The sequence below is a fragment of the Mycobacterium dioxanotrophicus genome (genome assembly GCF_002157835.1).
GTDB classification, from domain to species: domain Bacteria; phylum Actinomycetota; class Actinomycetes; order Mycobacteriales; family Mycobacteriaceae; genus Mycobacterium; species Mycobacterium dioxanotrophicus.
The window spans coordinates 6,283,398-6,304,976 of record NZ_CP020809.1 but is presented as its reverse complement, the minus strand read 5'-3'; the positions used below and the strand labels follow the sequence as shown (position 1 = coordinate 6,304,976).

Annotated in this window: 22 protein-coding genes; 10 read left to right on the top strand and 12 right to left on the bottom strand. The window is 68.1% G+C overall.

Translation table 11 applies throughout. The features are described from left to right. The first annotated feature begins 3 nt into the window (after positions 1–3). Genes BTO20_RS30740 through BTO20_RS30730 form a run of 3 tightly spaced genes read left to right on the top strand, consistent with a single transcriptional unit; the run spans position 4 to position 2,862 of the window. Positions 4–1,263 carry a M18 family aminopeptidase gene (locus tag BTO20_RS30740; protein ID WP_087079643.1) on the top strand — a complete coding sequence of 420 codons (1,260 nt, stop codon included), beginning with the start codon at positions 4–6 and terminating at the stop codon, positions 1,261–1,263. A gap of 15 nt (positions 1,264–1,278) precedes the next feature. Continuing rightward, positions 1,279–1,626, top strand: a complete 348-nt coding sequence (locus tag BTO20_RS30735; protein ID WP_087079642.1) for a VOC family protein — start codon at positions 1,279–1,281, stop codon at positions 1,624–1,626. A gap of 27 nt (positions 1,627–1,653) precedes the next feature. Further along, on the top strand, positions 1,654–2,862 hold the full coding sequence (locus BTO20_RS30730) for a cation:proton antiporter domain-containing protein (protein WP_087079641.1): 1,209 nt from the start codon (positions 1,654–1,656) through the stop codon (positions 2,860–2,862). Between the two features lie 9 nt (positions 2,863–2,871). Here BTO20_RS30730 and BTO20_RS30725 read toward each other — a convergent pair whose 3' ends face one another. Then, positions 2,872–3,846, bottom strand: a complete 975-nt coding sequence (locus tag BTO20_RS30725) for a hypothetical protein (protein ID WP_232490904.1) — start codon at positions 3,844–3,846, stop codon at positions 2,872–2,874. A 66-nt stretch (positions 3,847–3,912) separates the two neighbouring features. Between BTO20_RS30725 and purL the strand changes: the two genes are divergently transcribed. The 3 genes from purL to BTO20_RS30710 are packed head-to-tail and all read left to right on the top strand — an operon-like array spanning position 3,913 to position 8,548. Further along, complete coding sequence (gene purL, locus BTO20_RS30720; RefSeq protein WP_087079640.1) at positions 3,913–6,210, top strand: phosphoribosylformylglycinamidine synthase subunit PurL; 2,298 nt, start codon at positions 3,913–3,915, stop codon at positions 6,208–6,210. Beyond that, positions 6,207–7,931, top strand: a complete 1,725-nt coding sequence (locus BTO20_RS30715) for an alpha/beta hydrolase (RefSeq protein ID WP_087079639.1) — start codon at positions 6,207–6,209, stop codon at positions 7,929–7,931. Before purL ends, BTO20_RS30715 begins: the two co-directional genes overlap by 4 nt. Then, on the top strand, positions 7,931–8,548 hold the full coding sequence (locus BTO20_RS30710; RefSeq protein ID WP_087079638.1) for an Rv0804 family intramembrane glutamic endopeptidase: 618 nt from the start codon (positions 7,931–7,933) through the stop codon (positions 8,546–8,548). The genes BTO20_RS30715 and BTO20_RS30710 overlap by 1 nt, the downstream gene beginning before the upstream one ends. Here the strand turns inward: BTO20_RS30710 and BTO20_RS30705 are convergent. Genes BTO20_RS30705 through BTO20_RS30695 form a run of 3 tightly spaced genes read right to left on the bottom strand, consistent with a single transcriptional unit; the run spans position 8,502 to position 11,463 of the window. Further along, positions 8,502–9,767 (bottom strand): APC family permease, encoded by a 1,266-nt coding sequence (locus tag BTO20_RS30705; RefSeq protein WP_087079637.1) that lies wholly within the window; start codon positions 9,765–9,767, stop codon positions 8,502–8,504. The two genes, BTO20_RS30710 and BTO20_RS30705, sit on opposite strands and share 47 nt — an antisense overlap. A 19-nt stretch (positions 9,768–9,786) precedes the next feature. Next, the gene (locus tag BTO20_RS30700) at positions 9,787–10,209 is read right to left on the bottom strand and encodes a PPOX class F420-dependent oxidoreductase (protein ID WP_087079636.1); all 423 of its coding nucleotides are present in this window, start codon (positions 10,207–10,209) and stop codon (positions 9,787–9,789) included. Between the two features lie 45 nt (positions 10,210–10,254). Further along, positions 10,255–11,463 carry an MCE family protein gene (locus BTO20_RS30695; protein ID WP_087079635.1) on the bottom strand — a complete coding sequence of 403 codons (1,209 nt, stop codon included), beginning with the start codon at positions 11,461–11,463 and terminating at the stop codon, positions 10,255–10,257. Between the two features lie 16 nt (positions 11,464–11,479). Here BTO20_RS30695 and BTO20_RS30690 point away from each other — a divergent pair, with 16 nt between their 5' ends. After that, positions 11,480–11,860, top strand: coding sequence for a sterol carrier family protein (locus BTO20_RS30690; protein WP_087079634.1), 381 nt, complete (start codon positions 11,480–11,482; stop codon positions 11,858–11,860). A gap of 3 nt (positions 11,861–11,863) precedes the next feature. Here BTO20_RS30690 and BTO20_RS30685 read toward each other — a convergent pair whose 3' ends face one another. Continuing rightward, entirely contained in the window at positions 11,864–13,216 is a 1,353-nt protein-coding gene (locus BTO20_RS30685; protein WP_232490903.1) for a DoxX family protein, read from the bottom strand. A 210-nt stretch (positions 13,217–13,426) separates the two neighbouring features. Between BTO20_RS30685 and purF the strand changes: the two genes are divergently transcribed. Next, complete coding sequence (purF, locus tag BTO20_RS30680) at positions 13,427–14,959, top strand: amidophosphoribosyltransferase (protein ID WP_087079633.1); 1,533 nt, start codon at positions 13,427–13,429, stop codon at positions 14,957–14,959. Between the two features lie 62 nt (positions 14,960–15,021). Continuing rightward, positions 15,022–16,113, top strand: coding sequence for a phosphoribosylformylglycinamidine cyclo-ligase (gene purM / locus BTO20_RS30675; RefSeq protein ID WP_064942171.1), 1,092 nt, complete (start codon positions 15,022–15,024; stop codon positions 16,111–16,113). A gap of 84 nt (positions 16,114–16,197) precedes the next feature. Here purM and BTO20_RS30670 read toward each other — a convergent pair whose 3' ends face one another. Together BTO20_RS30670 and ygfZ are read right to left on the bottom strand one after the other, a co-directional pair. Further along, positions 16,198–16,371, bottom strand: a complete 174-nt coding sequence (locus tag BTO20_RS30670) for a DUF3073 domain-containing protein (protein ID WP_072278584.1) — start codon at positions 16,369–16,371, stop codon at positions 16,198–16,200. 142 nt (positions 16,372–16,513) lie between these two features. Beyond that, positions 16,514–17,599, bottom strand: a complete 1,086-nt coding sequence (ygfZ, locus tag BTO20_RS30665; RefSeq protein WP_087079632.1) for a CAF17-like 4Fe-4S cluster assembly/insertion protein YgfZ — start codon at positions 17,597–17,599, stop codon at positions 16,514–16,516. Positions 17,600–17,631: 32 nt separating this feature from the next. Here ygfZ and BTO20_RS30660 point away from each other — a divergent pair, with 32 nt between their 5' ends. Next, complete coding sequence (locus BTO20_RS30660) at positions 17,632–18,522, top strand: aminodeoxychorismate lyase (RefSeq protein ID WP_198344118.1); 891 nt, start codon at positions 17,632–17,634, stop codon at positions 18,520–18,522. A 241-nt stretch (positions 18,523–18,763) separates the two neighbouring features. On the opposite strand, the gene BTO20_RS30655 is transcribed toward BTO20_RS30660, so the two are convergent. The 5 genes from BTO20_RS30655 to BTO20_RS30630 form a co-directional block, all read right to left on the bottom strand. Continuing rightward, a complete protein-coding gene (locus BTO20_RS30655; RefSeq protein ID WP_087079631.1) occupies positions 18,764–19,195 on the bottom strand; it encodes a hypothetical protein in 432 nt (143 codons plus the stop codon). Between the two features lie 68 nt (positions 19,196–19,263). Further along, the gene (locus BTO20_RS30650) at positions 19,264–19,515 is read right to left on the bottom strand and encodes a hypothetical protein (protein ID WP_087079630.1); all 252 of its coding nucleotides are present in this window, start codon (positions 19,513–19,515) and stop codon (positions 19,264–19,266) included. After that, positions 19,515–20,192, bottom strand: a complete 678-nt coding sequence (locus tag BTO20_RS30645; protein ID WP_087079629.1) for an FABP family protein — start codon at positions 20,190–20,192, stop codon at positions 19,515–19,517. The genes BTO20_RS30650 and BTO20_RS30645 overlap by 1 nt, the downstream gene beginning before the upstream one ends. 228 nt (positions 20,193–20,420) lie before the next feature. Next, entirely contained in the window at positions 20,421–20,723 is a 303-nt protein-coding gene (locus tag BTO20_RS30635; RefSeq protein ID WP_029369850.1) for a DUF1416 domain-containing protein, read from the bottom strand. 1 nt (position 20,724) lies between these two features. Continuing rightward, on the bottom strand, positions 20,725–21,561 hold the full coding sequence (locus BTO20_RS30630; RefSeq protein WP_087079628.1) for a sulfurtransferase: 837 nt from the start codon (positions 21,559–21,561) through the stop codon (positions 20,725–20,727). Positions 21,562–21,579: the final 18 nt, after the last annotated feature.

The window sequence follows — 21,579 nt, the reverse complement described above, 5'->3', positions numbered from 1 at the left end:
GATATGGCAGCTAGCCCACATGGTCTGTGTGAATTCATCGATGCCTCGCCGTCTCCGTTCCACGTGTGCGCTCATGCCGCACAACGACTGGTCGCAGCAGGCTTCACGGAGCTGGCCGAAACCGACGCCTGGCCCGCCAGCGGTCGCTACTTCACGGTACGGGCCGGTTCGCTGGTGGCGTGGCGGTCCGACGATTCCGGCCCGGTGACACCGTTTCGCATCGTCGGCGGGCATACCGACAGCCCGAATCTGCGGGTCAAGCAATATCCCGACCGCGTGGTAGCCGGCTGGCAGGTGGTGGCGCTGCAGCCCTACGGCGGTGCGTGGCTGAACTCCTGGCTGGACCGTGACCTCGGCATCAGCGGCCGGCTGGCGGTGCGCGTCGGGAACCGCGTCGAACACCGCGTGGTCTGCGTCGACGACCCGATCCTGCGGGTGCCGCAGTTGGCAATTCACCTGTCCGACGACCGCAAGGGTGTGAGCCCCGACCCGCAGCGACACGTCAACGCGGTGTGGGGGTTGGGGGAGCGGCCGGGGTCGTTTCTCGGCTTCGTGGCCGAGCGGGCCGGTGTCGCCGAGGCCGACGTGCTGGGGTTCGACCTGATGACGCACGACACGAACCCGTCGGCCGTCACCGGTGTCGACGACGAGTTCGTCAGTGCGCCACGGTTGGACAACCAGGTGACGTGCTACGCCGGGTTGGAGGCCTTCCTCGCCGCGGGCGACTCCGATCACCTCCCGGTGCTGGCCCTGTTCGACCACGAGGAGGTCGGGTCCACCTCCGACCACGGTGCGCAGTCCGAGTTGTTGCCCACCGTGCTGGAACGCATCACGCTGGCAGCCGGGGGCAGCCGGGAGGACTACCTGCGCCGGATGGCCGGGTCGATGGTGGCGTCCGGCGACATGGCGCACGCCACCCACCCCAACTATCCCGAGCGCCACGAGCCCTCCCACCAGATAGCGGTCAACGCCGGGCCGGTGCTCAAGGTGCAGCCGAACCTGCGCTACGCCACCGACGGTCGGACCGCGGCGGCCTTTGCGCTCGCCTGCGAGCAGGCGGGCGTGCCGCTGCAACGCTACGAGCACCGGGCCGATCTGCCCTGTGGGTCGACGATCGGGCCGATGACCTCGGCCCGCACCGGCATCCCGACCGTCGACGTCGGGGCGGCGCAGCTGGCGATGCATTCCGCGCGGGAGTTCATGGGCGCCCGTGACGTCGCGGCCTACTCGGCGGCGCTGCAGGCGTTTTTGTCACCGGCCTGATCTATCGTCGGCCGCATGACGCTGCATGTGGAGATGGTCACGGTCGACTGTGCCGAACCGGAGCCGCTGGCCCAGTGGTGGGCGCAAGTGCTCGGCGGCACGGTAAACGCCGTGATGCCAGGCGAATTCATCGTTGTTGAGCTGCCCGACGGCCCCAAGCTGGGGTTCCAGCACGTCGAGGAGCCGACGCCGGGCAAGAACCGCGTGCATCTCGACTTCCATGCTGCCGACATGGAGGCCGAGGTGGCGCGGCTCGTGGGGCTGGGTGCCAGTGAAACCGAGCGGCACAATTTCGGCGACGAGTTCTCCTGGGTGGTGCTCGCCGACCCGGTGGGCAACGCGTTCTGCATCGCCGGTCAATAACAGCCGGCAGCTGGCAGGATTCCGGCCATGCTGTTGTCGCTCGTCGCGGTCTCGGTGGTGCTGGCGTGCTGGTCGCTCTTCTCGCGTGGCTTCGAGCGGCTGCGGCTCACCTCGCCGATGCTGCTCGTGCTGGCCGGGATTGCGGCAGGTTTCACCACCAAGGATGCGCTGGCGTCGACCCTGAATGCCGTCGCCGCCCAGCATGTAGCCGAAATCATCCTTGCGGTCCTGCTTTTCGTCGACGCCACGGATGTGCGCGGCGGGTATCTCGGTGCCGATCCGCGCTCGGCGCTGCGGTTGCTGTTCATCGCGATGCCACTCGGCCTGGCCGCGTCGGTCCTGCTGGGCCTGTGGCTGCTGCCGGGCCTGCCGTGGGCAGTGCTGCTGGTCATCGCCTGTGTGGTGGTGCCGACCGACTTCGCGCCGACGTCCTCGCTGCTACGTGATGACCGGATTCCCGAACGGGTACGCGGCCTGCTCAACGTCGAGGCCGGCTACAACGACGGCATCGTCTCACCGGTCTTCATCTTCGCGCTCGTACTGGCCTCCGACCGCACCCAGGCCGAGACGCCGCTGGACGCGCTGGGCCGGGCCATCCCTGAGGCAGGCAAGGCGCTGCTGGTCGGCGCCATCATCGGCGCTGTTCTGGCGGTGGCGACCAACACGGCCGAACGCCGGGGCCTGATGACCGGCCAGGCCAAACGTCTGATCCTGGTGACCGCCCCGCTGTTGTCGTTCGGAGCCAGCCTCGGCGTCGGCGGCAACGGCTTCGTCTCGGCCTTCGTCTGTGGCATCGCGTTCAACTACTTCCGGACCTCGCCGACGTTCTCCACCGAACTGGAGCTCGTCGACGACGTCGGATTTCTCCTGGCTTCGGGCATGTGGTTCGTGTTCGGCCTCACCGCCGTGCTGGCGCTCGGTTTCGGCGTGCCGTGGGGGATGGTCGTGTTCTGCCTGCTCGTGCTCACGGTGGTGCGCGTCGTCACGGTGCTGCTGGCGATGCTCGGCTCACCGGTCGGATGGCCCGAACGGTTGCTGCTCGGCTGGCTGGGACCGCGCGGCACCAGCTCGATCGTCTTCGGGCTGCTGGCGTTCAACGCCCTCGAGGGCGTGGCCGAGGACACCGTCGTTCAGGTGCTGGTGATCGCGGTGCTGGGCAGCGTCATCGTGCACGGAGCCAGCGCACCGGCGGCCGCCCGTGCCTACCAGCGCTCACAGAGGAAGGTGGTGACATGACGGCCGGGCTCAGCCACGGCACTGCTCGAATTGGGTGCGCAGCCTGGCTTGCAGGTCCACCTCCGCCGGCGTCTGCGGCTGAGGTTCCCGGACATCCTTCGAACAACCCCCGGGCCGCACCGTGATCTGGGCGTCCTCGACCTCGTACGCCGCAGACAGCCCCGAGTCCTTGATGAGCTGAAGTTGAGCGATGACAACGCGCTCCACGTCCGGACCCGGGGGCAGCGCATCCAGCGTGAAGCTGTTCCGGTCGGGCCGGTCGACATTGAACGCGCCGTCGATCGGCGCAATCTGATCGAGCGCCTGCCACAGCGCCAGTTGAGCCTGGTTGGGCAGGCCGCGGTCGGAACGGATGCGTGGGGCGTTGTTGGTGTCGGCGTCGAAGACGGTCCAGCCGACGGTCGAATCGGGGAAATCCGTGACCAGCCGCCGGACCGACGTGGCGAACTCCGAAGCACTGAGGGGGTCATGCGAGTGTTCGATGCTGCGGAGCGCCACCGTGAGGTCGGTGTTGTCGGGCCACGCTGACCCGGTGATCTCGTACGCGTAGTCGCCCTTGGACAGGGCGAGCCAGTCCCGCCACGGCGCCTCCGGGGTGGGACGCGACGGTTCGAATCGGACATACATCGTGGAACCTGACTGCGCGGGGTAGGACTGCTGCGCGCTGCGCATGACAATGAAGCTGGCACCCAGCCCGCCGTACACCCAGGAATCGTGGATCTGCGTGGCGAGGGTGTGGCCCAGCGCCGACAACTGGTCGGCGGTCGCATCACCGCTGACGTAGACATTGAAGCTGGCGGTGCGGACCCCGAAGCCGTTGTCGCTCGAGACGGTGTGAGTCACGAACGTCACACCCGGTTGCCGCCGCAACGCGCTGTCGATCAGGCGGGCCGACCACGCGCCCCTGAACTGGTAACAGGTGGCGACGAGCACCAACACCACGACGACAACGACGAGCCGCCCCCTGGACCCGAGCTTGCGCATCCGCCGAGTATGCCGCTGACCTGCTGGGGGTCAGAGCCGCAGGGCCGGCAACGATACACTCTGAGCGTGACGTCTGAGCTCACCCACGACATCGACTCGGTGGAGCGGGCAGCCGCCACCCCCGATCACCCCCAGCCCTACCGCGAACTCGGCCTCAAGGATGACGAGTACCAGCGGATCCGGGAGATCCTCGGCCGGCGTCCCACCGACGCCGAACTGGCCATGTACTCGGTGATGTGGAGTGAGCACTGCTCCTACAAGTCCTCCAAGGTGCACCTGCGCTATTTCGGTGAGACCACCACCGACGAGATGCGCGCCGGCATGCTGGCCGGCATCGGCGAGAACGCCGGTGTCGTCGACATCGGCGACGGCTGGGCCGTCACCTTCAAGGTCGAATCCCACAACCACCCGTCCTACGTCGAGCCCTACCAGGGCGCGGCCACCGGTGTCGGCGGCATCGTCCGCGACATCATGGCCATGGGCGCGCGCCCGGTCGCGGTGATGGACCAGCTGCGGTTCGGCGCTGCCGATGCCCCCGACACCCGCCGCGTGCTCGACGGTGTGGTGCGCGGCGTGGGTGGCTACGGCAACTCCCTTGGCCTGCCCAACATCGGCGGCGAGACCGTCTTCGACGCGTCGTACGCCGGCAACCCGCTGGTGAATGCGCTGTGCGTCGGCGTGCTGCGCAAGGAAGACCTGCACCTGGCGTTCGCGTCGGGCACGGGCAACAAGATCATCCTGTTCGGCGCCCGCACCGGCCTGGACGGCATCGGCGGTGTGTCGGTGCTCGCATCGGAGACCTTCGGCGGCGACGAAGGGTCCGGCCCCGGCCGCAAGAAGCTGCCGGCGGTGCAGGTCGGTGACCCGTTCACCGAAAAGGTACTCATCGAGTGCTGTCTTGAGCTGTACGCGGCCGACCTGGTGGTCGGGATCCAGGATCTCGGCGGCGCCGGATTGTCCTGCGCCACCTCCGAACTGGCCTCCGCCGGCGACGGCGGTATGCGGGTGGAACTGGAACGGGTACCGCAGCGCGCCGCCAACATGACCCCGGCCGAGATCCTGTCGAGCGAATCGCAGGAACGGATGTGCGCGGTGGTCACCCCGGAGAACGTCGACGCGTTCCTGGCCGTGTGCCGCAAGTGGGAGGTGCTCGCCACCGTCATCGGCGAGGTGACCGACGGCGACCGGCTACAGATCACCTGGAACGGCGAGACCGTCGTCGACGTGCCGCCGCGTACCGTCGCGCACGAGGGCCCGGTGTACCAGCGTCCGGTGGCGCGCCCCGACAGCCAGGACGCGCTGATCGCCGACACCTCGGCGAAGCTGCCGCGACCCACCACCGGCGACGAGCTGCGGGAGACCCTGCTCACGATGGTCGGCAGTCCGCACCTGTGCAGCCGGGCGTTCATCACCGAGCAGTACGACCGGTACGTGCGGGGCAACACCGTGCTGGCCGAGCATGCCGACGGCGGCCTGCTGCGCATCGACGAGTCCACCGGCCGGGGCATCGCGCTGTCCACCGACGCCTCGGGGCGCTACACGCAGCTGGATCCCTACACCGGCGCGCAGCTCGCGCTCGCCGAGGCCTACCGCAATGTCGCCGTCACCGGCGCCACGCCCGTCGCGGTGACCAACTGCCTCAACTTCGGGTCTCCCGAGGATCCGGGTGTCATGTGGCAGTTCAGCCAGGCTGTCCGCGGCCTCGCCGATGGCTGTGCGGCTCTGGGCATTCCGGTGACCGGCGGCAACGTCAGCTTCTACAACCAGACCGGGACCACCGCGATCCTGCCGACCCCGGTGGTCGGCGTGCTCGGCGTCATCGACGACGTGAAGCGCCGCATCCCCACCGGCCTGGGCACCGAGCCCGGCGAGACCTTGATGCTGCTCGGCGACACCCGCGACGAGTTCGACGGGTCGATCTGGGCGCAGGTCACCGGCGACCACCTCGGCGGGGTGCCGCCGAAGGTGGACCTCGACCGCGAGAAGCTGCTGGCCGAGGTGCTGGTGTCGGCATCGCGCGACGGGCTGGTCTCCGCCGCGCACGACCTCAGTGAAGGTGGCCTGATCCAGGCCGTGGTCGAGGCCGCACTCGCGGGTGAAACCGGTTGCCGGGTAATCCTTCCCGAAGGTGCCGATCCTTTCGTGACGCTGTTCTCCGAGTCGGCGGGCCGGGTACTGGTGGCCGTGCCGCGTACCGAGGAGAGCCGATTCCGGTCGATGTGCGAGGCACGCGGCCTGCCGGTGACCCGCATCGGCGTGGTCGACCAGGGGAGCGATTCGGTCGAAGTGCAGGGCCAGTTCAGTGTCACCTTGTCCGAGCTGCGGAGCACGTCGGAGGGCGTGCTGCCCGGGTTGTTCGGGTGATTGAACAGACCACAAACCGACATCCGTTACTGGTCTGGGCCTGGAACCTGGTCCGGCTCGATTTCGCAGGCGTCGCCGTCGGCGCCCTGTTCTTCTGTCTGTCGCTGACCCCGTCGTTACTGCCCAGGGACTGGTTGTTCGCCGGGCTGATCGGCGGGATCAACGCCGCCATCGGCTACGGCATTGGCGTCGTACTCGGAAAACTGCTGTACCGCTTGCTTTTACGGCGCAGACCGTGGTGGCCCCCGAGCAAGCGGGTGCTGTACGGTCTCAAGGCGGTCGTCGTCACCAGCGCCATTGCGGCCTGCATTCTGATGTTGATCCCGGCCGCGGCCTGGCAACGGCAGGTGTCGGCGGTGATGGGCATGGAAGGGCCGGGCACCGCGGGCTATCTGCGCACGCTGATCATCGCCGTGGCCGTCGGCACGGCCTTGATCTCCACCGCGCGGGTGCTGCGCGACGCCGTGCGCCTGCTGGCCCGGCTGTTCATCCGGCGTTGGCATCTGCACCGCGAGGTCGCCCAGTTCATCGGCACCGCGATCGTGGTGGTGCTGGTGGTCATGCTGGTCAACGGTGTGCTCTACCGCGGGTTTCTGGCCGGGGCCAGTCGGGTGTTCCAGCCGCAGAACACCACCACCCGCGAGGGCGTCAGCCAGCCCGATCAGCCTGAGAGATCAGGCAGCCCAAGCTCTTTCGCGCCGTGGAACACCCTCGGCTTCCAGGGTCGCAACTTCGTCGCCACCGGGCCGCATGCCGACGAACTCACCAAGCTCAACGGAAGGCCCGCCAAGGAACCCATCCGGGTCTACGCCGGATTGCAGACCGGCGACAACGATCAGCAGCGGATTTCGGTGGTACTGAGCGAACTTGAACGCACCCACGCGTTCGACCGAAAGATGCTGGTGATCGTCCCGACCACGGGTACCGGCTGGGTCAATCCGGTCGCCGCGCGGGCGCTGGAGATGATGTACAACGGCGACACCGCAATCGTCGGCATGCAGTATTCCTATCTGCCGAGCTGGATTTCGTTCATGGCCGACCGCGAGAAATCGGTGGACTCCGGCCGGACCATGATCAACGCCATCCATGAACGCTGGGACCAACTGCCCGCGGACCACCGCCCGGAACTCGTGCTCTACGGCGAGAGTCTCGGTTCACTGGCCGGGCAGGGGGCATTCAGCTGGCTGCCCGACATCGCGAGGATGGGTTTTTCCGCTGTGCTGTGGGTGGGCCCGCCGAACGCCAGCACGCTGTGGCACGGCCTGGTGGTGCGACGCGATCCGGGAACCCCGGCGGTCAGACCGCGCTACGACAACGGCCGCACGGTCCGGTTCTCCGAAGCCGTCGATCCGGGCGAAATCGCCGCCGACACGGCAGGCACCTGGGAGGGGACCCGGGTGCTGTTCCTGCAGCATCCGTCGGACCCGATCGTCTGGTGGTCGACGGATCTGCTGTTCTCCCGGCCGGATTGGCTCGTCGAGCCACCCGGCAGGGACCGCACGGCATCGATGCGCTGGTATCCGATCATCACGTTCTGGCAGGTCGCCGCGGACATCACCAACGCCTCGGGCGTACCGGCCGGACACGGACACAACTACGGCGAATCGGTGTTGGACGGCTGGGTGGCGGTGGCGCCGCCTGCTGGTTGGACACCGCATGACACCGAGCGGATCCGGATCGCGCTGCAGAAGACGATGGCCCAGGATGGCCCCGAAAACTGATGCGCACCAACACGTTACGAGCGCTGCTGCTGGCCGGCGGGCTGGTGGCCTGGAGCACGCTGGTGGACCCGCGGCTACCGAAACGCTGGCAGCCCGCGGTGCGGGCACTGTTGGGGACCGGCCTCGTCGCACTCACCCGCGCCCCGACCGGTCTGCACCCGACCCGGGTGCGGCCCGGCCTGCGGTGGGGTGCGTCCGCAGCCGCCGCGATCACCGCCGGGACCGCGGCGACGACGGCGGTGCCTGCGGTCCGTGCCGTGATGCGTCAGCGGGAACTGCCCTCAGATCCGATCGGATGGCTCACGCTGCGGATTCCGATCGGCACGGTGTGGGCGGAGGAGATGACTTATCGTGCCGTGCTGGCGAACCTGGGTTCCGGCGCATTCGGCCCGCGTGGCGGGCGGCTGTTGCAGGCAGTGGCATTCGGCTTGTCGCACATAGCCGATGCGCGAGCGACAGGGGCACCGGTGCTCGGCACCGTGCTGGTGACCGGGGGCGCGGGATGGGTGTTCGGATGGCTGGCCGAGCGCTCCGGTGGCCTGGCCGCGCCGATGCTGACGCACCTGGCGCTCAACGAGGCTGGGGCGCTGGCCGTGCTGTTCGTCCGACGCCGCTGAGCAGCGCCGCGACACCGACGATCACGACGGTGACGCCCAGCGGCCACCATGCCGCAATCGTGAAGTCCCTGGCACGAAGCGGGATGAACACCACCGCGGCTGCCGTCGCCACCATCACGGCGCGCGGCACCTGCGTCGCGGCGGGTGTCCCGGATACGCGCGAGTTCGCCTCGGCGACAAGGATGTACACCGCGAGCAGAAGCAGCGCCGCCACGATGGACAGCAGGCCGCTGATGTCGCGCTGGTAGCGACAGAGCGCCACGGCAACGACGGCGATGGCCGCCGCGACCAGGCAGGAGGTCGCCACCCCTCCGCCGAACAGCCGGCCGGCGACCCGCGTGGCCGCCCACAGCAGCGCGAGCACGGCCGCACATGACAGCGGTACGGGGCCGGCGAGCAGCCAGAGACGACTTGGCTCACCGAAGATTTCGATCGCGATCGACGAGAACGAACCGGCCTGGTATTGGAAACCGCCTGCCGCCGCGACGTTCACAGCCGCCAGCAACGTGACCGTGCACACGCCGACCGCGGCCAACACCACGCCGAGGGGCCGCCCCACCGACCGCAGCCTGCCGTTGGCTGCGCTCGCCACTTCGAACCCGGCCAATCCCAGGCCGAGGGGAATCACGGTGGCCAGGGTGACCAGCGCCGACGGAAAGCGCTGCGGGCCGATGTCGAGCGGCGCGGTGCCGCTGAGCATCTTGGCGATGATCGCCAGGCCGACGTAGAAGTACACCAACAGACCTACCGCCGCCAGCACGGCGGCCGTCGCGCCGATGGTCCGGGTCGGCAGCACCGCAACCAGTGTTGCGGCCAGGCCGACGAAGGCCAGCGACAACGTCGGCCACCACCAGCTGGCCATCGCCGAAGCCGGGTCCGCCGAGTGGTAGAACGACAGGCCGCCGAGCGACACCGCGACGCCGGCAGCCATGACCGCGTAGGCCGCCAGTTGGATCATGCCGGTGAACCGCGCGGCTGACGGACCGAGCGTCGATCCGACCAGATCACCGGTCGAGGGCGCTTCCGGTGCCTGACGATGCAACCGCTCGAGCGCGTAGACCACCACTGCGGCGATCAGTACGGCACCGAGTGCGCCGACCCCGTTGAACACAGCGCTTCCGGCCACCGCGAGCGACAGGCCGGCCGCTCGCCACATCGGCAAAATCCCGGGCACGAAGTAGCCGATATCGTCGGTCTCGGACACCGTCCGCTTCGGCATCGTTCGATGGTAAGGCCGCCTACATCGTCCTGACGTCAGGAATCAGTTGGTGCGGTTCGGATTCCTGATCGTCGATGCCGAAGCTGATGATCTTGTGCGGCGTCACCCGGATGATGGCGGTGTCCAACTCATCGCCCGCGCCGCCGCGGGCGGCGGGCACGCGCGCCTGCTCGGCGGTTCCGCGGATCTCCAGGCAGCGAACTCGCCACGGATCTCGGGACGTGATGTCGTCGACCACGAACGCGACTTTCTGATTGCCGGCGATGTTGCGGAATTTCTGGCTGTGCGACATTCGGTAACCGGCGATGTCGATCGTGCCGAGTTGCTCGTTGAACGTGAAGCCGACCGGGCTGTTCTGCGGTGTGCCGTCGGGTTGGATGGTGGCCAACCTGCCGAGGTCGGCATCACGCAGAAAGGCGATCTCATGCGGTTTGAAGATCATGACGTCACGGTAGAACCTCAACGAAAGTTCATGTCAACGCCGGCGTCACGGGTTGATGGTCGGTTCCCCGATCTGACGACCCCACACGTAGTCGGTGAACATCGGTGAGCCGAGCTCCAAATGGTTGTACGGCGCGATCGACAGCCCGGTGTCCATCACCAGGTACGGGGCGGGCCACAGGTCGCGCGTGATCTTCTGCCAGCAGCCGGGCTTACCCTCGGGACCGCCGTGGGCGTTCACACGCGGCAGGTTGTCCGGGTAGACAAAGGCATTGGCCGACCCGATGCTGTACAGCGTGCCGGAGGACGCCAGCGAATAGCCGTTGTCTCCGCCGAGTGCCAGATTCAGCTCCGGTGCGACGTCGTGATAGTTGCGGATCATGCACAGAATCTCGCCCTGATAGTCGTCGAGCAGCTTCGACGTCGGAAGCAGATCCTGCGCGCCACGCTGCAGGTACGGTCCGCCGCGGTCCAGGATGTCGGCCCCGGTCCCGGCGAACCCGATCGCCGCCATCAGCGCCGAATCGATGTTCCCGCGTTCGGCGTTGAACGTGGCTGCGGTGCGGGTCGCGTCGGTCAACCCGTCGAACAGGTCCGGTGCTGCGCCGGTGTACACGTCGCCGAGATCGGCCAGCGCGCTGATGTCGTGGTGCAACTGCGGCATCCGCGGGTTCAGGTCGTCGAGGATGGTGTTCCCGTCGACCAGTGATCGGCCGAACTTGTCGCCGAGACCGGACAGCGCCTGCGCGGTGGCCGACAGGGTCTGGTTGAGCTTGATGGGGTCGACCTGCTCGGAGATGGCCGTGATGGTTTCGAACAGCGTGTTGAATTCGGTGGTCACCGCTGACACGTCGATCGGTGTCGTGGTGGAAACCCGCTCTGCACTTGGGTTTTGCGGCGAGCGGAACGCGACGTACTTGTTCCCGAACACCGTGGTGGCTTGAATTGAGGTTTCCACGTTGGCAGGTAACAGGTTCAGATAGCGCGGATCGATGTCGAGCATGACCCGCGCCTTGAGGTCATCTTCGTTGACTGTGCTGACCCCCGCGACCCGGCCGATCGGGACACCGTTGTAGGTGACCTTGGATCCCGGGTCCAGCACAAGACCGGCGCGCGACGACAACAGGATCAGCTGTGCTTTCGGCTGGAAAGCACCGCGGAACTGCAGCGCGACCAGCATCAGCAGAAGCGCCACGACCGCGAGGAGAGCGGCTCCGGCCGTCTTGTACGGCGGATTGTGGCGATCGGCAAACACTTTGAGACACTAAGGTATGGCCGCCCGTGGTAGTGCAGATCCGGTGAAGACCCGGGTCGCCGTGTCGGCGGTGGCCGACTGGTTGCGGGACGCCGGCGCCGCCGAGCCCAGTCGGGCCGAGCTTGCCGACGCCGTGCGACTGACCGCGCGCACGCTGGCAGCCGTCGCACCGGGCGCGAGCGTCGAGGTGCGGGTACCGCCGTTTGTGGCGGTGCAGTGCATCCAGGGGCCGCGGCACACCCGCGGCACGCCGCCGAACGTCGTCGAAACCGACGCCCGCACCTGGCTGTTACTGGCTACGGGGCTGTTGTCGCTCGACGACGCCGCAGGCGCCGTGCAACTGTCGGGTTCGCGCGCCACCGAGGTCGCGCGGTGGCTACCACTGGTCACGCTGTAGCACTCAGCGGAAGAACGGATAGTCCTGCACCCAGTGAAAACCCCTGTTGCGCAGGGTGAATTGGTTCACGTCGACCTGGTCGAGCGTCATCGCAACGGGACGGCCCCGCAACGTGCCCGCCAGGTGCAGCTGCTGCGGCGTCGGGCGTGACACGCGCAGTTCGGCCAGCGCGGCGCCGCCCGGTTCCGCGGCCCTGATGGTGTCCGCCGTGACGTCGGCGGTGGCATCCACCAGGTCGCCGTTCATCCTTTGGTACGTCAGTGCGCCCGGCTTGTCGAAAATCACACGTTGCCAACGGGTCTGGTCGGTGGTCAGCGGCGGCAGCGGCTTGCCGTCGACACTGAACTCGCGGACCGCCCAGATGCCGTACAGCTCGGGCTTGGCGCTACCGCCACCGTATTGATTCCAGGCCTGCCAACCGGTCCACACGCAGCCGATCGCCACCCAGATGCCGAGCACGGCCTGAGCCGCGGCGACTCTGCGGTTGGCCCGCTGCGTGCCGAACAGCTCGGGTTGACTGAGCGGCTCCGACGGGCGTTGCAGGACAAACAGGTTCGTCAACCGGCGCAGCTGCGGCGCGAGCAGGACCAGGCTCATCAACAACAGGTGACCCGACAGGATCTTGACCGGCACGTCGAAGGTCATGTTCAACAGGAACACCTGCGCCATGCTCACCACGCCGACCAGCGCACCGAGCGTCGCGGTGCGCGGCAGGAACAGCAGCAGCCCCGCCAGCACCTCCGCGGCGCCCAACGCCATCTCGTAGGGCTGCGACGTGCCGACCTGCAGCCACAGCACCGAGGCCGGACTGAAGTTGCCGTAGGGCTGCAGCAACGCGGTCAGCGGTGGGCTAGGCATCTGCGTCGGGATGAGCTTGGCGAACCCGTAGAACAGCATCTGCCCGGCCACACACAACCGCACGAAGGTCAGGAACCACGCCCAGAGCCGCGAGTAGTCGCGGCGGGACCGGTCCACCAGCGACCACACGGCGGCACCGACGACGGCGACGACGAGCAGGCAGAACACCATGACCCAGATGGCGGCCTGATCCCCGCTGCCCGAATCCCGGTGCAACACCGCCTCGACACCGAAGACGTGGCGGCCGACCCAGGTCAACACCGGTCCCAGCGCCGTCATCTGCCACATCACCGCCGATTCCGGCAGCCACGTGCCCACGATGCCGAGGAAGGCGAACGTGATCTGTGCGAACAGCAGACAGAACAGGCCGAAGTAGATGAAGCAGAATCGAAATGAGGTCTTCGTCACGTTCGACCACGGGTGCGGCCGAGCTGCGCCGACGGAATCAGCAGGACCGGTCGAGGGCTTCTCCGAGAGTTGGCTGGTCACGAAATTCATCCTTGCCGTTGGCCAGTGGCGAATCGATGGGGTTATCCCGACGGATCGGGGTGCGGTTGTCCACACCGTCGGGGCGGCCCGGAAATGCCGCCGGCGAGTCCGTTGTTGCACCCTCGCGATACCAGAACCGGCCGTTCGATTCCTTTTCAGGGCCGTCTGGACCGTAGACTCTGTGATGTCTCCAACCGCCGCCCCGGGAGCAGCCCTATCGTGACTGGTCAGGAACACGACGACAACGAACCGCGCGAAGAGTGTGGTGTATTCGGGGTCTGGGCCCCGGGAGAAGACGTCGCCAAACTCACCTACTACGGCCTGTACGCGCTGCAGCACCGTGGTCAGGAAGCCGCGGGTATCGCGGTCACCGACGGCTCACAGATCCTGGTGTTCAAGGATCTCGGCCTGGTCAGCCAGGTGTTCGACGAGCAGACCCTGGCCGCGATGCCGGGCCATGTCGCCGTCGGCCACTGCCGCTACTCGACCACCGGCTCCACCACGTGGGAGAACGCCCAACCCGTCTTCCGTAACACTGCCGCAGGCACGGGCGTGGCGCTCGGGCACAACGGCAACCTGGTGAACACGGCCGAACTCGCGCGCCGGGCGCGCGAAGCGGGCCTCATCGACATGAAGGGCGCCCCCGCGGCGACGACGGACTCCGACATCCTGGGCGCGTTGCTGGCCCACGGCGCCGCCGACGCCACCCTGGAGCAGGCGGCCCTTGAGCTGCTGCCGACCGTGCGCGGCGCCTTCTGCCTCACCTTCATGGACGAGACCACCCTCTACGCCGCACGTGATCCGCACGGGGTGCGGCCGTTGTCGTTGGGCCGGCTGGACCGCGGCTGGGTCGTCGCCTCCGAGACCGCGGCGCTCGACATCGTGGGTGCCTCGTTCGTCCGCGACATCGAGCCCGGGGAACTGCTGGCCATCGACGCCGACGGGGTGCGCTCCACTCGCTTCGCCAACCCGGAACCCAAGGGCTGCGTCTTCGAATACGTCTACCTGGCCCGCCCGGACAGCACGCTCGTCGGCCGCTCGGTGCACGCCACCCGCGTCGACATCGGCCGCCGGCTGGCCCGCGAGCACCCCATCGAGGCCGACCTGGTGATCGGCGTGCCGGAATCGGGCACCCCCGCAGCGGTCGGGTACGCGCAGGAGTCGGGCGTTCCCTACGGCCAGGGCCTGATGAAGAACGCCTACGTGGGCCGCACGTTCATCCAGCCGTCGCAGACCATTCGGCAGCTGGGCATCCGGCTCAAGCTCAACCCGCTCAAAGAGGTGATCCGGGGCAAGCGGCTGATCGTCGTCGACGATTCGATCGTCCGCGGCAACACGCAGCGCGCCCTGGTCCGCATGCTGCGGGAAGCCGGTGCCGTCGAGGTCCACGTCCGGATCGCGTCGCCGCCGGTCAAATGGCCCTGTTTCTACGGCATCGACTTCGCGACCCCGGCGGAACTGATCGCCAACGCCGCGCCCCAGGAGCACGAGGGCGAGATGCTGGAGGCCGTCCGACACGCCATCGGCGCCGACACCTTGGGCTACATCTCCCAGCAGGGCATGATCGCGGCCACCGAGCAGCCGGCAACCCGGTTGTGCTCGGCGTGCTTCGACGGCAACTATCCGATCGAACTGCCTGGTGAGACCGCGCTCGGCAAGAACGTCGTCGAGCACATGCTGGCCACCGCGGCGCGCACCGGCATCCCGGTGACCGCCGACAACGACAACGTCTCGGCGCTGCGCAGGCCCTGAGTACAGCGTCAGCGCGCTGGCGCTGTATCGCGCCGATCTCCGGGGCGGTAGCCTTATTTGCGATGACTAAAGGCGCCGCACAGCACGGCATCGCCGATCAGCAGGGCATTTCCTACGCATCGGCCGGGGTGGACATCGAAGCCGGTGACCGCGCTGTGGAACTCTTCAAACCGCTCGCTGCCAAAGCAACCCGTCCCGAGGTCCGGGGTGGGCTGGGCGGCTTCGCCGGACTGTTCGCCCTGCGCGGCGGTTACCGCGAGCCGGTCCTGGCCTCGTCGACCGACGGCGTTGGCACCAAACTGGCGGTGGCCCAAGCCATGGACAAGCACGACACCGTCGGGCTGGACCTGGTCGCGATGGTGGTCGACGACCTCGTCGTGTGCGGGGCCGAGCCACTGTTCCTGCAGGACTACATCGCCGTCGGGCGGACCGTTCCCGAACGTGTCAGCGCCATCGTGTCCGGCATCGCCGACGGGTGTGTGCTGGCCGGCTGCGCGCTGCTGGGCGGGGAGACTGCCGAGCACCCGGGGCTGATGGAGCCTGACCACTACGACATCTCCGCGACCGGCGTCGGCATCGTAGAGGCAGACGATGTGCTGGGGCCTGATCGGGTCAAGCCGGGCGATGTGATCATCGCCATGGCCGCCAGCGGGCTGCACTCCAACGGCTACTCGCTGGCCCGCAAGGTGCTGCTGGAGATCGACCGGATGAACCTGGCCGGCCACGTCGAGGAGTTTGGCAGGACCCTCGGTGAGGAGCTGCTGGAGCCGACGCGCATCTACGCCAAGGACTGCCTCGCGCTGGCGGCGGAAACCCAGGTCCGCACGTTCTGCCACGTCACCGGCGGTGGCCTGGCCGGCAACCTGGAACGGGTCATCCCGCACGGCCTGACCGCGACGCTGGATCGCGGCACGTGGACGCCCGCACCGGTGTTCCAGATGATCGCCCAGCGTGGCCGCATCGAACGTGTCGAGATGGAGAAGACGTTCAACATGGGCGTCGGCATGGTCGCCGTCGTCGCGCCGGAGGACACCGACCGAGCGCTGGCGATCCTGACTGCGCGACACCTGAACTGCTGGACGCTGGGAACCGTCGAGAAGGGCGGGAAGGACAGTTTGCGCGCCCAACTCGTCGGTCAGCACCCGCGCTTCTGACCCGGAAAGGGTTCTCGTCGCGGATACGGATAGAGGAATCCGGCCCTGCGGCCAAAGTGCCGTGGGGCCGGAATGCCGGTCAGCTCAGCGCCGCCAGTCGTCCTCGTTAGCCCACTCGTCGGCGTCGTCGTTTGCATCCTCAGAATCGGGAGCACCCGACAGCTCACGTTGGAGCTGGGAGAAATCGGTCTGCGGTGAGCTGTACTTGAGCTCACGTGCAACCTTGGTCTGCTTTGCCTTAGCCCGGCCGCGGCCCATGGGGGAACCCCCTCGCGCAATAACGGAGCGGCCCATTTGCTAGGCGGCTCCGATCTGTGTGTCTTTATTGTCCTGCCAACACTTTACCGTGCCCGGCGGCGAAGTGCTGGCAGGCCCTGCCTCCGACGGGGCGTGAGGGCCGTTACGCGCCGCTGCGCAGCCGGTCCACCGCAGCCCGTCCGGCGCCCGCACTGGTATCCGCGGACGGCAACGAGTCCGGGTCGATGACGGCCGCCACGGCGACCTCACCGCCCGTGAGCAGCTCGGTCTCGGCCGGAATTCCGCGTTTGAGCAGCGCGAGCGCAATCGGGCCATCGTCGACGTGGTCGACGACGGTGCCCAGCCGGCCCACGGTGCGCCCGCCCGCGGTCACGGGGTCACCGGTCGAAGGGCGCTCGGAGGATCCGTCGAGCTGCAGCAGAACCAGCATCCGGGGTGGTTTGCCCAGGTTGTGCACGCGCGCGACGGTCTCCTGACCCCGGTAGCAGCCCTTGTCCAGGTGGACCGCGGACCCGATCCAGCCGACCTCGTGCGGGATGGTGCGTTCGTCGGTGTCGATCCCCAACCGGGGCCGACGCGCCGCCACCCGGTGCGCTTCGTAGGCCCAGACCCCGGCTCGCTGCACCCCGGCCGCCTCCAGCCGCTGCTTCCAGGCGTCGACCTGGTCGCGGGGCACCACGAGATCCAATTCGAGTGCGTCGGCCCGCATGCGCCGCACGAACCCACCGTCGGCCAGCGCCACCGCCGACAGTTCGGCGGGCAGGGCCTCGAGGCCGAGTGCGGTCAGCACCGCCGAGTCGGCCAGCGTCGGGCCCAGCAGCGACAGCACCGCCAGCTCGGCGGGCTCGACCTGCACGTCGGCCCAGAACACCATCTTGCGCAGGTAGCTCAGCAGCGGTTCGGCCCGCCACGCCTCGGTGTCCAGGTACGTCATGCCGCCGAGTTCGGTCTGAATCCAGTGATCCTCGACCCGGCCCTGCAGATCCAAGCTGAGGTTCTCCGTCACGGCGCCGTCGGGCAGCGCGCTGACGTGCTGCGTCGAGATGCTGTGCAGCCAGCTCTGGCGGTCTTTCCCGGCAAGGGTGAGCGCCGCGCGGTGCGATCGGTCGATCACGACGGCGCCGCGGACCGCGGCCCGCTGCTCACCGAGGGGATCGCCGTAGTGCCACACGGCACCGGCATCAGGACTGCTGTCGGGCGCGGGAACGGCTGTCGGTACTTCTGACATGGTCCAACTCTACGGCGCTAGGGTGAGGCCCCATGGCGAGTCAACCAGCCGTGGTGGTCACCCTGGACGGGCAACTCCACGATCCGACGGCACCTTTACTGCACGCCGACGATCTGGCTGCGGTGCGCGGCGACGGAGTCTTCGAGACGCTGCTGATCCGTGACGGCAAGCCGTGTCTGTTGGAGTCGCATCTGACGCGGCTGAGCCAGTCCGCCCGGATGCTCGACCTGCCCGAGCCCGATCTGGCGGCGTGGCGCAGTGCGGTGGGCATCGGCGCGCAGCGCTGGGCGGCCGAACACCCGTCCGATCAGGCTGGCGACGGGGTGCTGCGCCTGGTGTACAGCAGGGGCCGCGAAAGTGGCGGGCCGCCGACGGCGTTCGCCACCATCGGCGAGCTGGCCGACCGGGTTGCCGGTGCCCGGCGGGACGGGGTCGCGGCGATCACGCTCGACCGGGGACTGCCGCTCGGGGCCGCCGACATGCCGTGGTTGGTCGCCGGCGCCAAAACGCTGTCCTACGCGGTCAACATGGCCGCGTTACGCCACGCCGCGCGCCGCGGCGCCGGGGACGTGATCTTCGTCAGCTCCGACGGGTATCTGCTGGAGGGACCGCGGTCGACCGTCGTCATTGCGACCGCGGACGAGTACGGAGCACCGCTGCTGCTGACGCCGCCGCCGTGGTACCCGATCCTGCGCGGAACGACGCAGCAGGCGCTCTTCGAGGTGGCCCGCAACAAGGGTTATGACTGCGACTACCGCCAGCTCACACCCGGGGATCTGGTTACCGCACAAGGGGTTTGGCTGGTATCGAGCATCACGCTGGCCGCGCGGGTGCACATCCTGGACGGACAGCGGCTCCCCGATGCTCCGCTGCACGACGAACTGGCAGGTTTGGTGGACGCGGCCATCGTCAGCGATCGCTGAGAGTAAATCGCTTGTCGCGGTGCGCATACGGGGGTACGGTCGCTCGTACACAGGGAAGGAGGTGGTCCGACAAATTGATTGATTTATGGACATGTGAGGTGGCTGCCCGCTAGCAGCGCGGGGTGAATTGCCTGCGCGCGCTGGCGAATTCCCCGCAGCCACCCGGCCCCCGAGCCCCTCGGTCAGTCCAACCCAGGAACCAAGGCTCGGGGGCCGCTCCATATCCGGGGCGGAATTCTCGTTACCGCGGCGGCGGTGCCGGTGCCAACGAGGCGCACGCCTGCAACGCGTTGTTCCAGGCGTCCTGATCTACACCCGGCGGCGGTGGCGGCGTCGCGCCGTCGCCGTGGTGGCCCGGCGGCGGTCCGGCCGGCGGCGCTCCCTCGGGAGGCGTCATGCCATCGGGTGGCGGGCCGTCCGGATGCCCCGGCGGCCGCTGGCCGAACCCGCCCGGAGGGGCAGGCATGCCGTGATCTTCCATGCATTGGCCATAGGCATCGGGTGCCGCCGATTCCGGGGCCGCTGACGTTGCGGCCGGAGTCGACGCAGCGGATGCGGCCGTCGAGCCGGTCTGCCCGCTTGATGGTTGGCTCGATGAACAGGCGGCAACACCACCGATGAGTGCGGTGGCCGCCATGCCGGTCAAGACCGTTTTCAAGATCGTCTGTCTCATGGCGGTGACGCTATGCGGCCGTGCTGGGCGCGGGTTATCGGATGGCTATGTGTGCGCTGTGCGGCCGGTTAGCGCGGCCCGGGAGCCAGGTCCGAACATGCTGTCATGGCCTTCTGCCAGGTGCCCGGGTCGACGCCCTGCGGCGGGCCGGCCACCGGGCCGGGCGCTGCGGGCACACCATGTTCGGTGAGGCAGTGCGCGAACGAACCGTGCTCGGGAGGCGTCGACGTCGGTGCCGGTTGCGGGGCACTATCGGTCGAACAGGCCGCCAGGGTTGCCGCGGCGGCCAGCGCGGCCACCGGATATCCGAGGCGGTGCACTAGCCGACGAACCGGCTCAGCCGGGCTGACAGATGCGGGACGAGGCCGCCGTCGGCGTCGACGCGCTCCTCCACATATGCCAGATCGCCGCCCTCGATGATGCCGTAGAGCCGCTTGGCCCCACCCACCAGCACCCCGGAGCGGCTGCGGGCCAGTGCATCGGTGGCCAGCTCCCACGACGACTGGTTGAGCGGCTGGCCGTAGAACAACTCCACGTAGCCGGCGGAATGCGCGAGAAGCAATTCGATGGCCTGGGCCTCGGACGGATCCGACGGATCGTCGACGAAGCGCCAGTAGCCGGTTTCACGCAGGGCGGGGGAGTCGTAGTCCCCGGACTCGTTGAGCCGCCAGGACCTAGCTTCCCAGTTCAGATAGTCAGAGCCGTCGTGCGACACCACGATCTGCTGGCCGAATCGGTAGTCGCCGTCGGCGTCGCGGCCCTCGCCCTCGCCGCGCCACACGCCCACGAGCGGCAGCAATGCCAGCAGGGCGTCGTTGAGCCCAACGCCGTCGCGCAGATTCGCGGTATCGGCGGGAAGCGGTAGATCCTGGAAGGCCGGGATGTTGCGTACCGCGGTGGCCTTGGCGCGTTCGGCAGCCGCGGCGACCGCGCGGTCACCGGAGCCCGGTACGACCGGCTCGGGTCCGTCGGCTGGAACGTCCTGCTCGGACGTCACGACTCGTCAGTGACGAGCCGGTAAAGGGTGTACAACGCGAACCACGTGATGACCACGACGGCCGCGACAAGCATGATCTCGAAGAAGAGCACCACGGCGATGAGTCTAGTTCCTCGGCGAAGGTCCGGCGGCTCCGGGTGGTGTGCCGACGGTCACTCGCCGAACGTGAACTTGTGTGCCAGATACGGGCGAATCCTCGCGCACAAGCTCACGTTCGAGCGAAGAGAACTAGGCGACCTTGACGTCGACCTCGTGGATGCCCGCACCCGTCGGCGCGACGCTGGCGTCACCGTTGCCGGCAGGCGACAGCGCACGCAGCGTCCAGGTGCCGGGCGCGGCGAAGAAGCGGAAGTCACCGGTCGCCGACGCCACCACCTCGGCGGTGAACTCGTCGGAGGAGTCGAGCAGGCGTACGAACGCCCCGCCGACTGCCTGGCCGGAGCCGTCGACCACGCGTCCCGTGATCACGGTTTCCTTCTCCAGGTCGACGCCGGCCGGCAACGTCTGTCCTTGCTTGGGTGCAGAGCACATATCAACTTCCCAACTCGATCGGGGCGCCCACGAGGGAGCCGTATTCCGTCCAACTGCCGTCGTAGTTCTTGACGTTCTGGTGTCCCAGCAGTTCCTGCAGCACAAACCAGGTGTGCGACGAGCGCTCACCGATCCGGCAGTAGGCGATGGTTTCCTTCTCGCCGTCCAGGCCCGCCGCGGCGTACAGCGCCGCGAGTTCCTCGTCGGACTTGAAGGTGCCGTCCTCGTTGGCGGCCTTGCTCCACGGAACGTTGATGGCTCCGGGGATGTGTCCGGGCCGCTGGCTCTGCTCCTGCGGGAGGTGCGCGGGGGCCAGGATCTTGCCGGAGAACTCGTCGGGCGAACGCACGTCGACCAGGTTCTTGACGTTGATCGCGGCAATCACGTCGTCGCGGAAGGCGCGGATGCTGTGGTCCTGCGGCTTGGCCGAGTACGACGTTGCCGGGCGGCTGACCGCGTCCTTGACCAGCGGGCGGGCGTCGAGCTGCCAGCGCTTGCGGCCGCCGTCGAGCAGCTTGACGTCGGCGTGGCCGTACAACTTGAAGTACCAGTAGGCGTATGCCGCGAACCAGTTGTTGTTGCCGCCGTACAGGACCACGGTGTCGTCATTGCTGATGCCCTTGTCGCTCAACAGCTTCGAGAACTGCTGCTGATCGACGAAGTCGCGCTTGACGGCGTCCTGCAGGTCGTCTTTCCAGTCCAGCTTGACGGCGCCGGGGATGTGTCCCTCGTCGTCATAAGCGCTGGTGTTCTCGTCGACCTCGACGAATACCACGCCAGGAGTTTCGAGATTGTTCCCGGCCCATTCGGTGGAGACCAGGACGTCGGAGCGTGCCATAGACGAGATCCTTTCGGT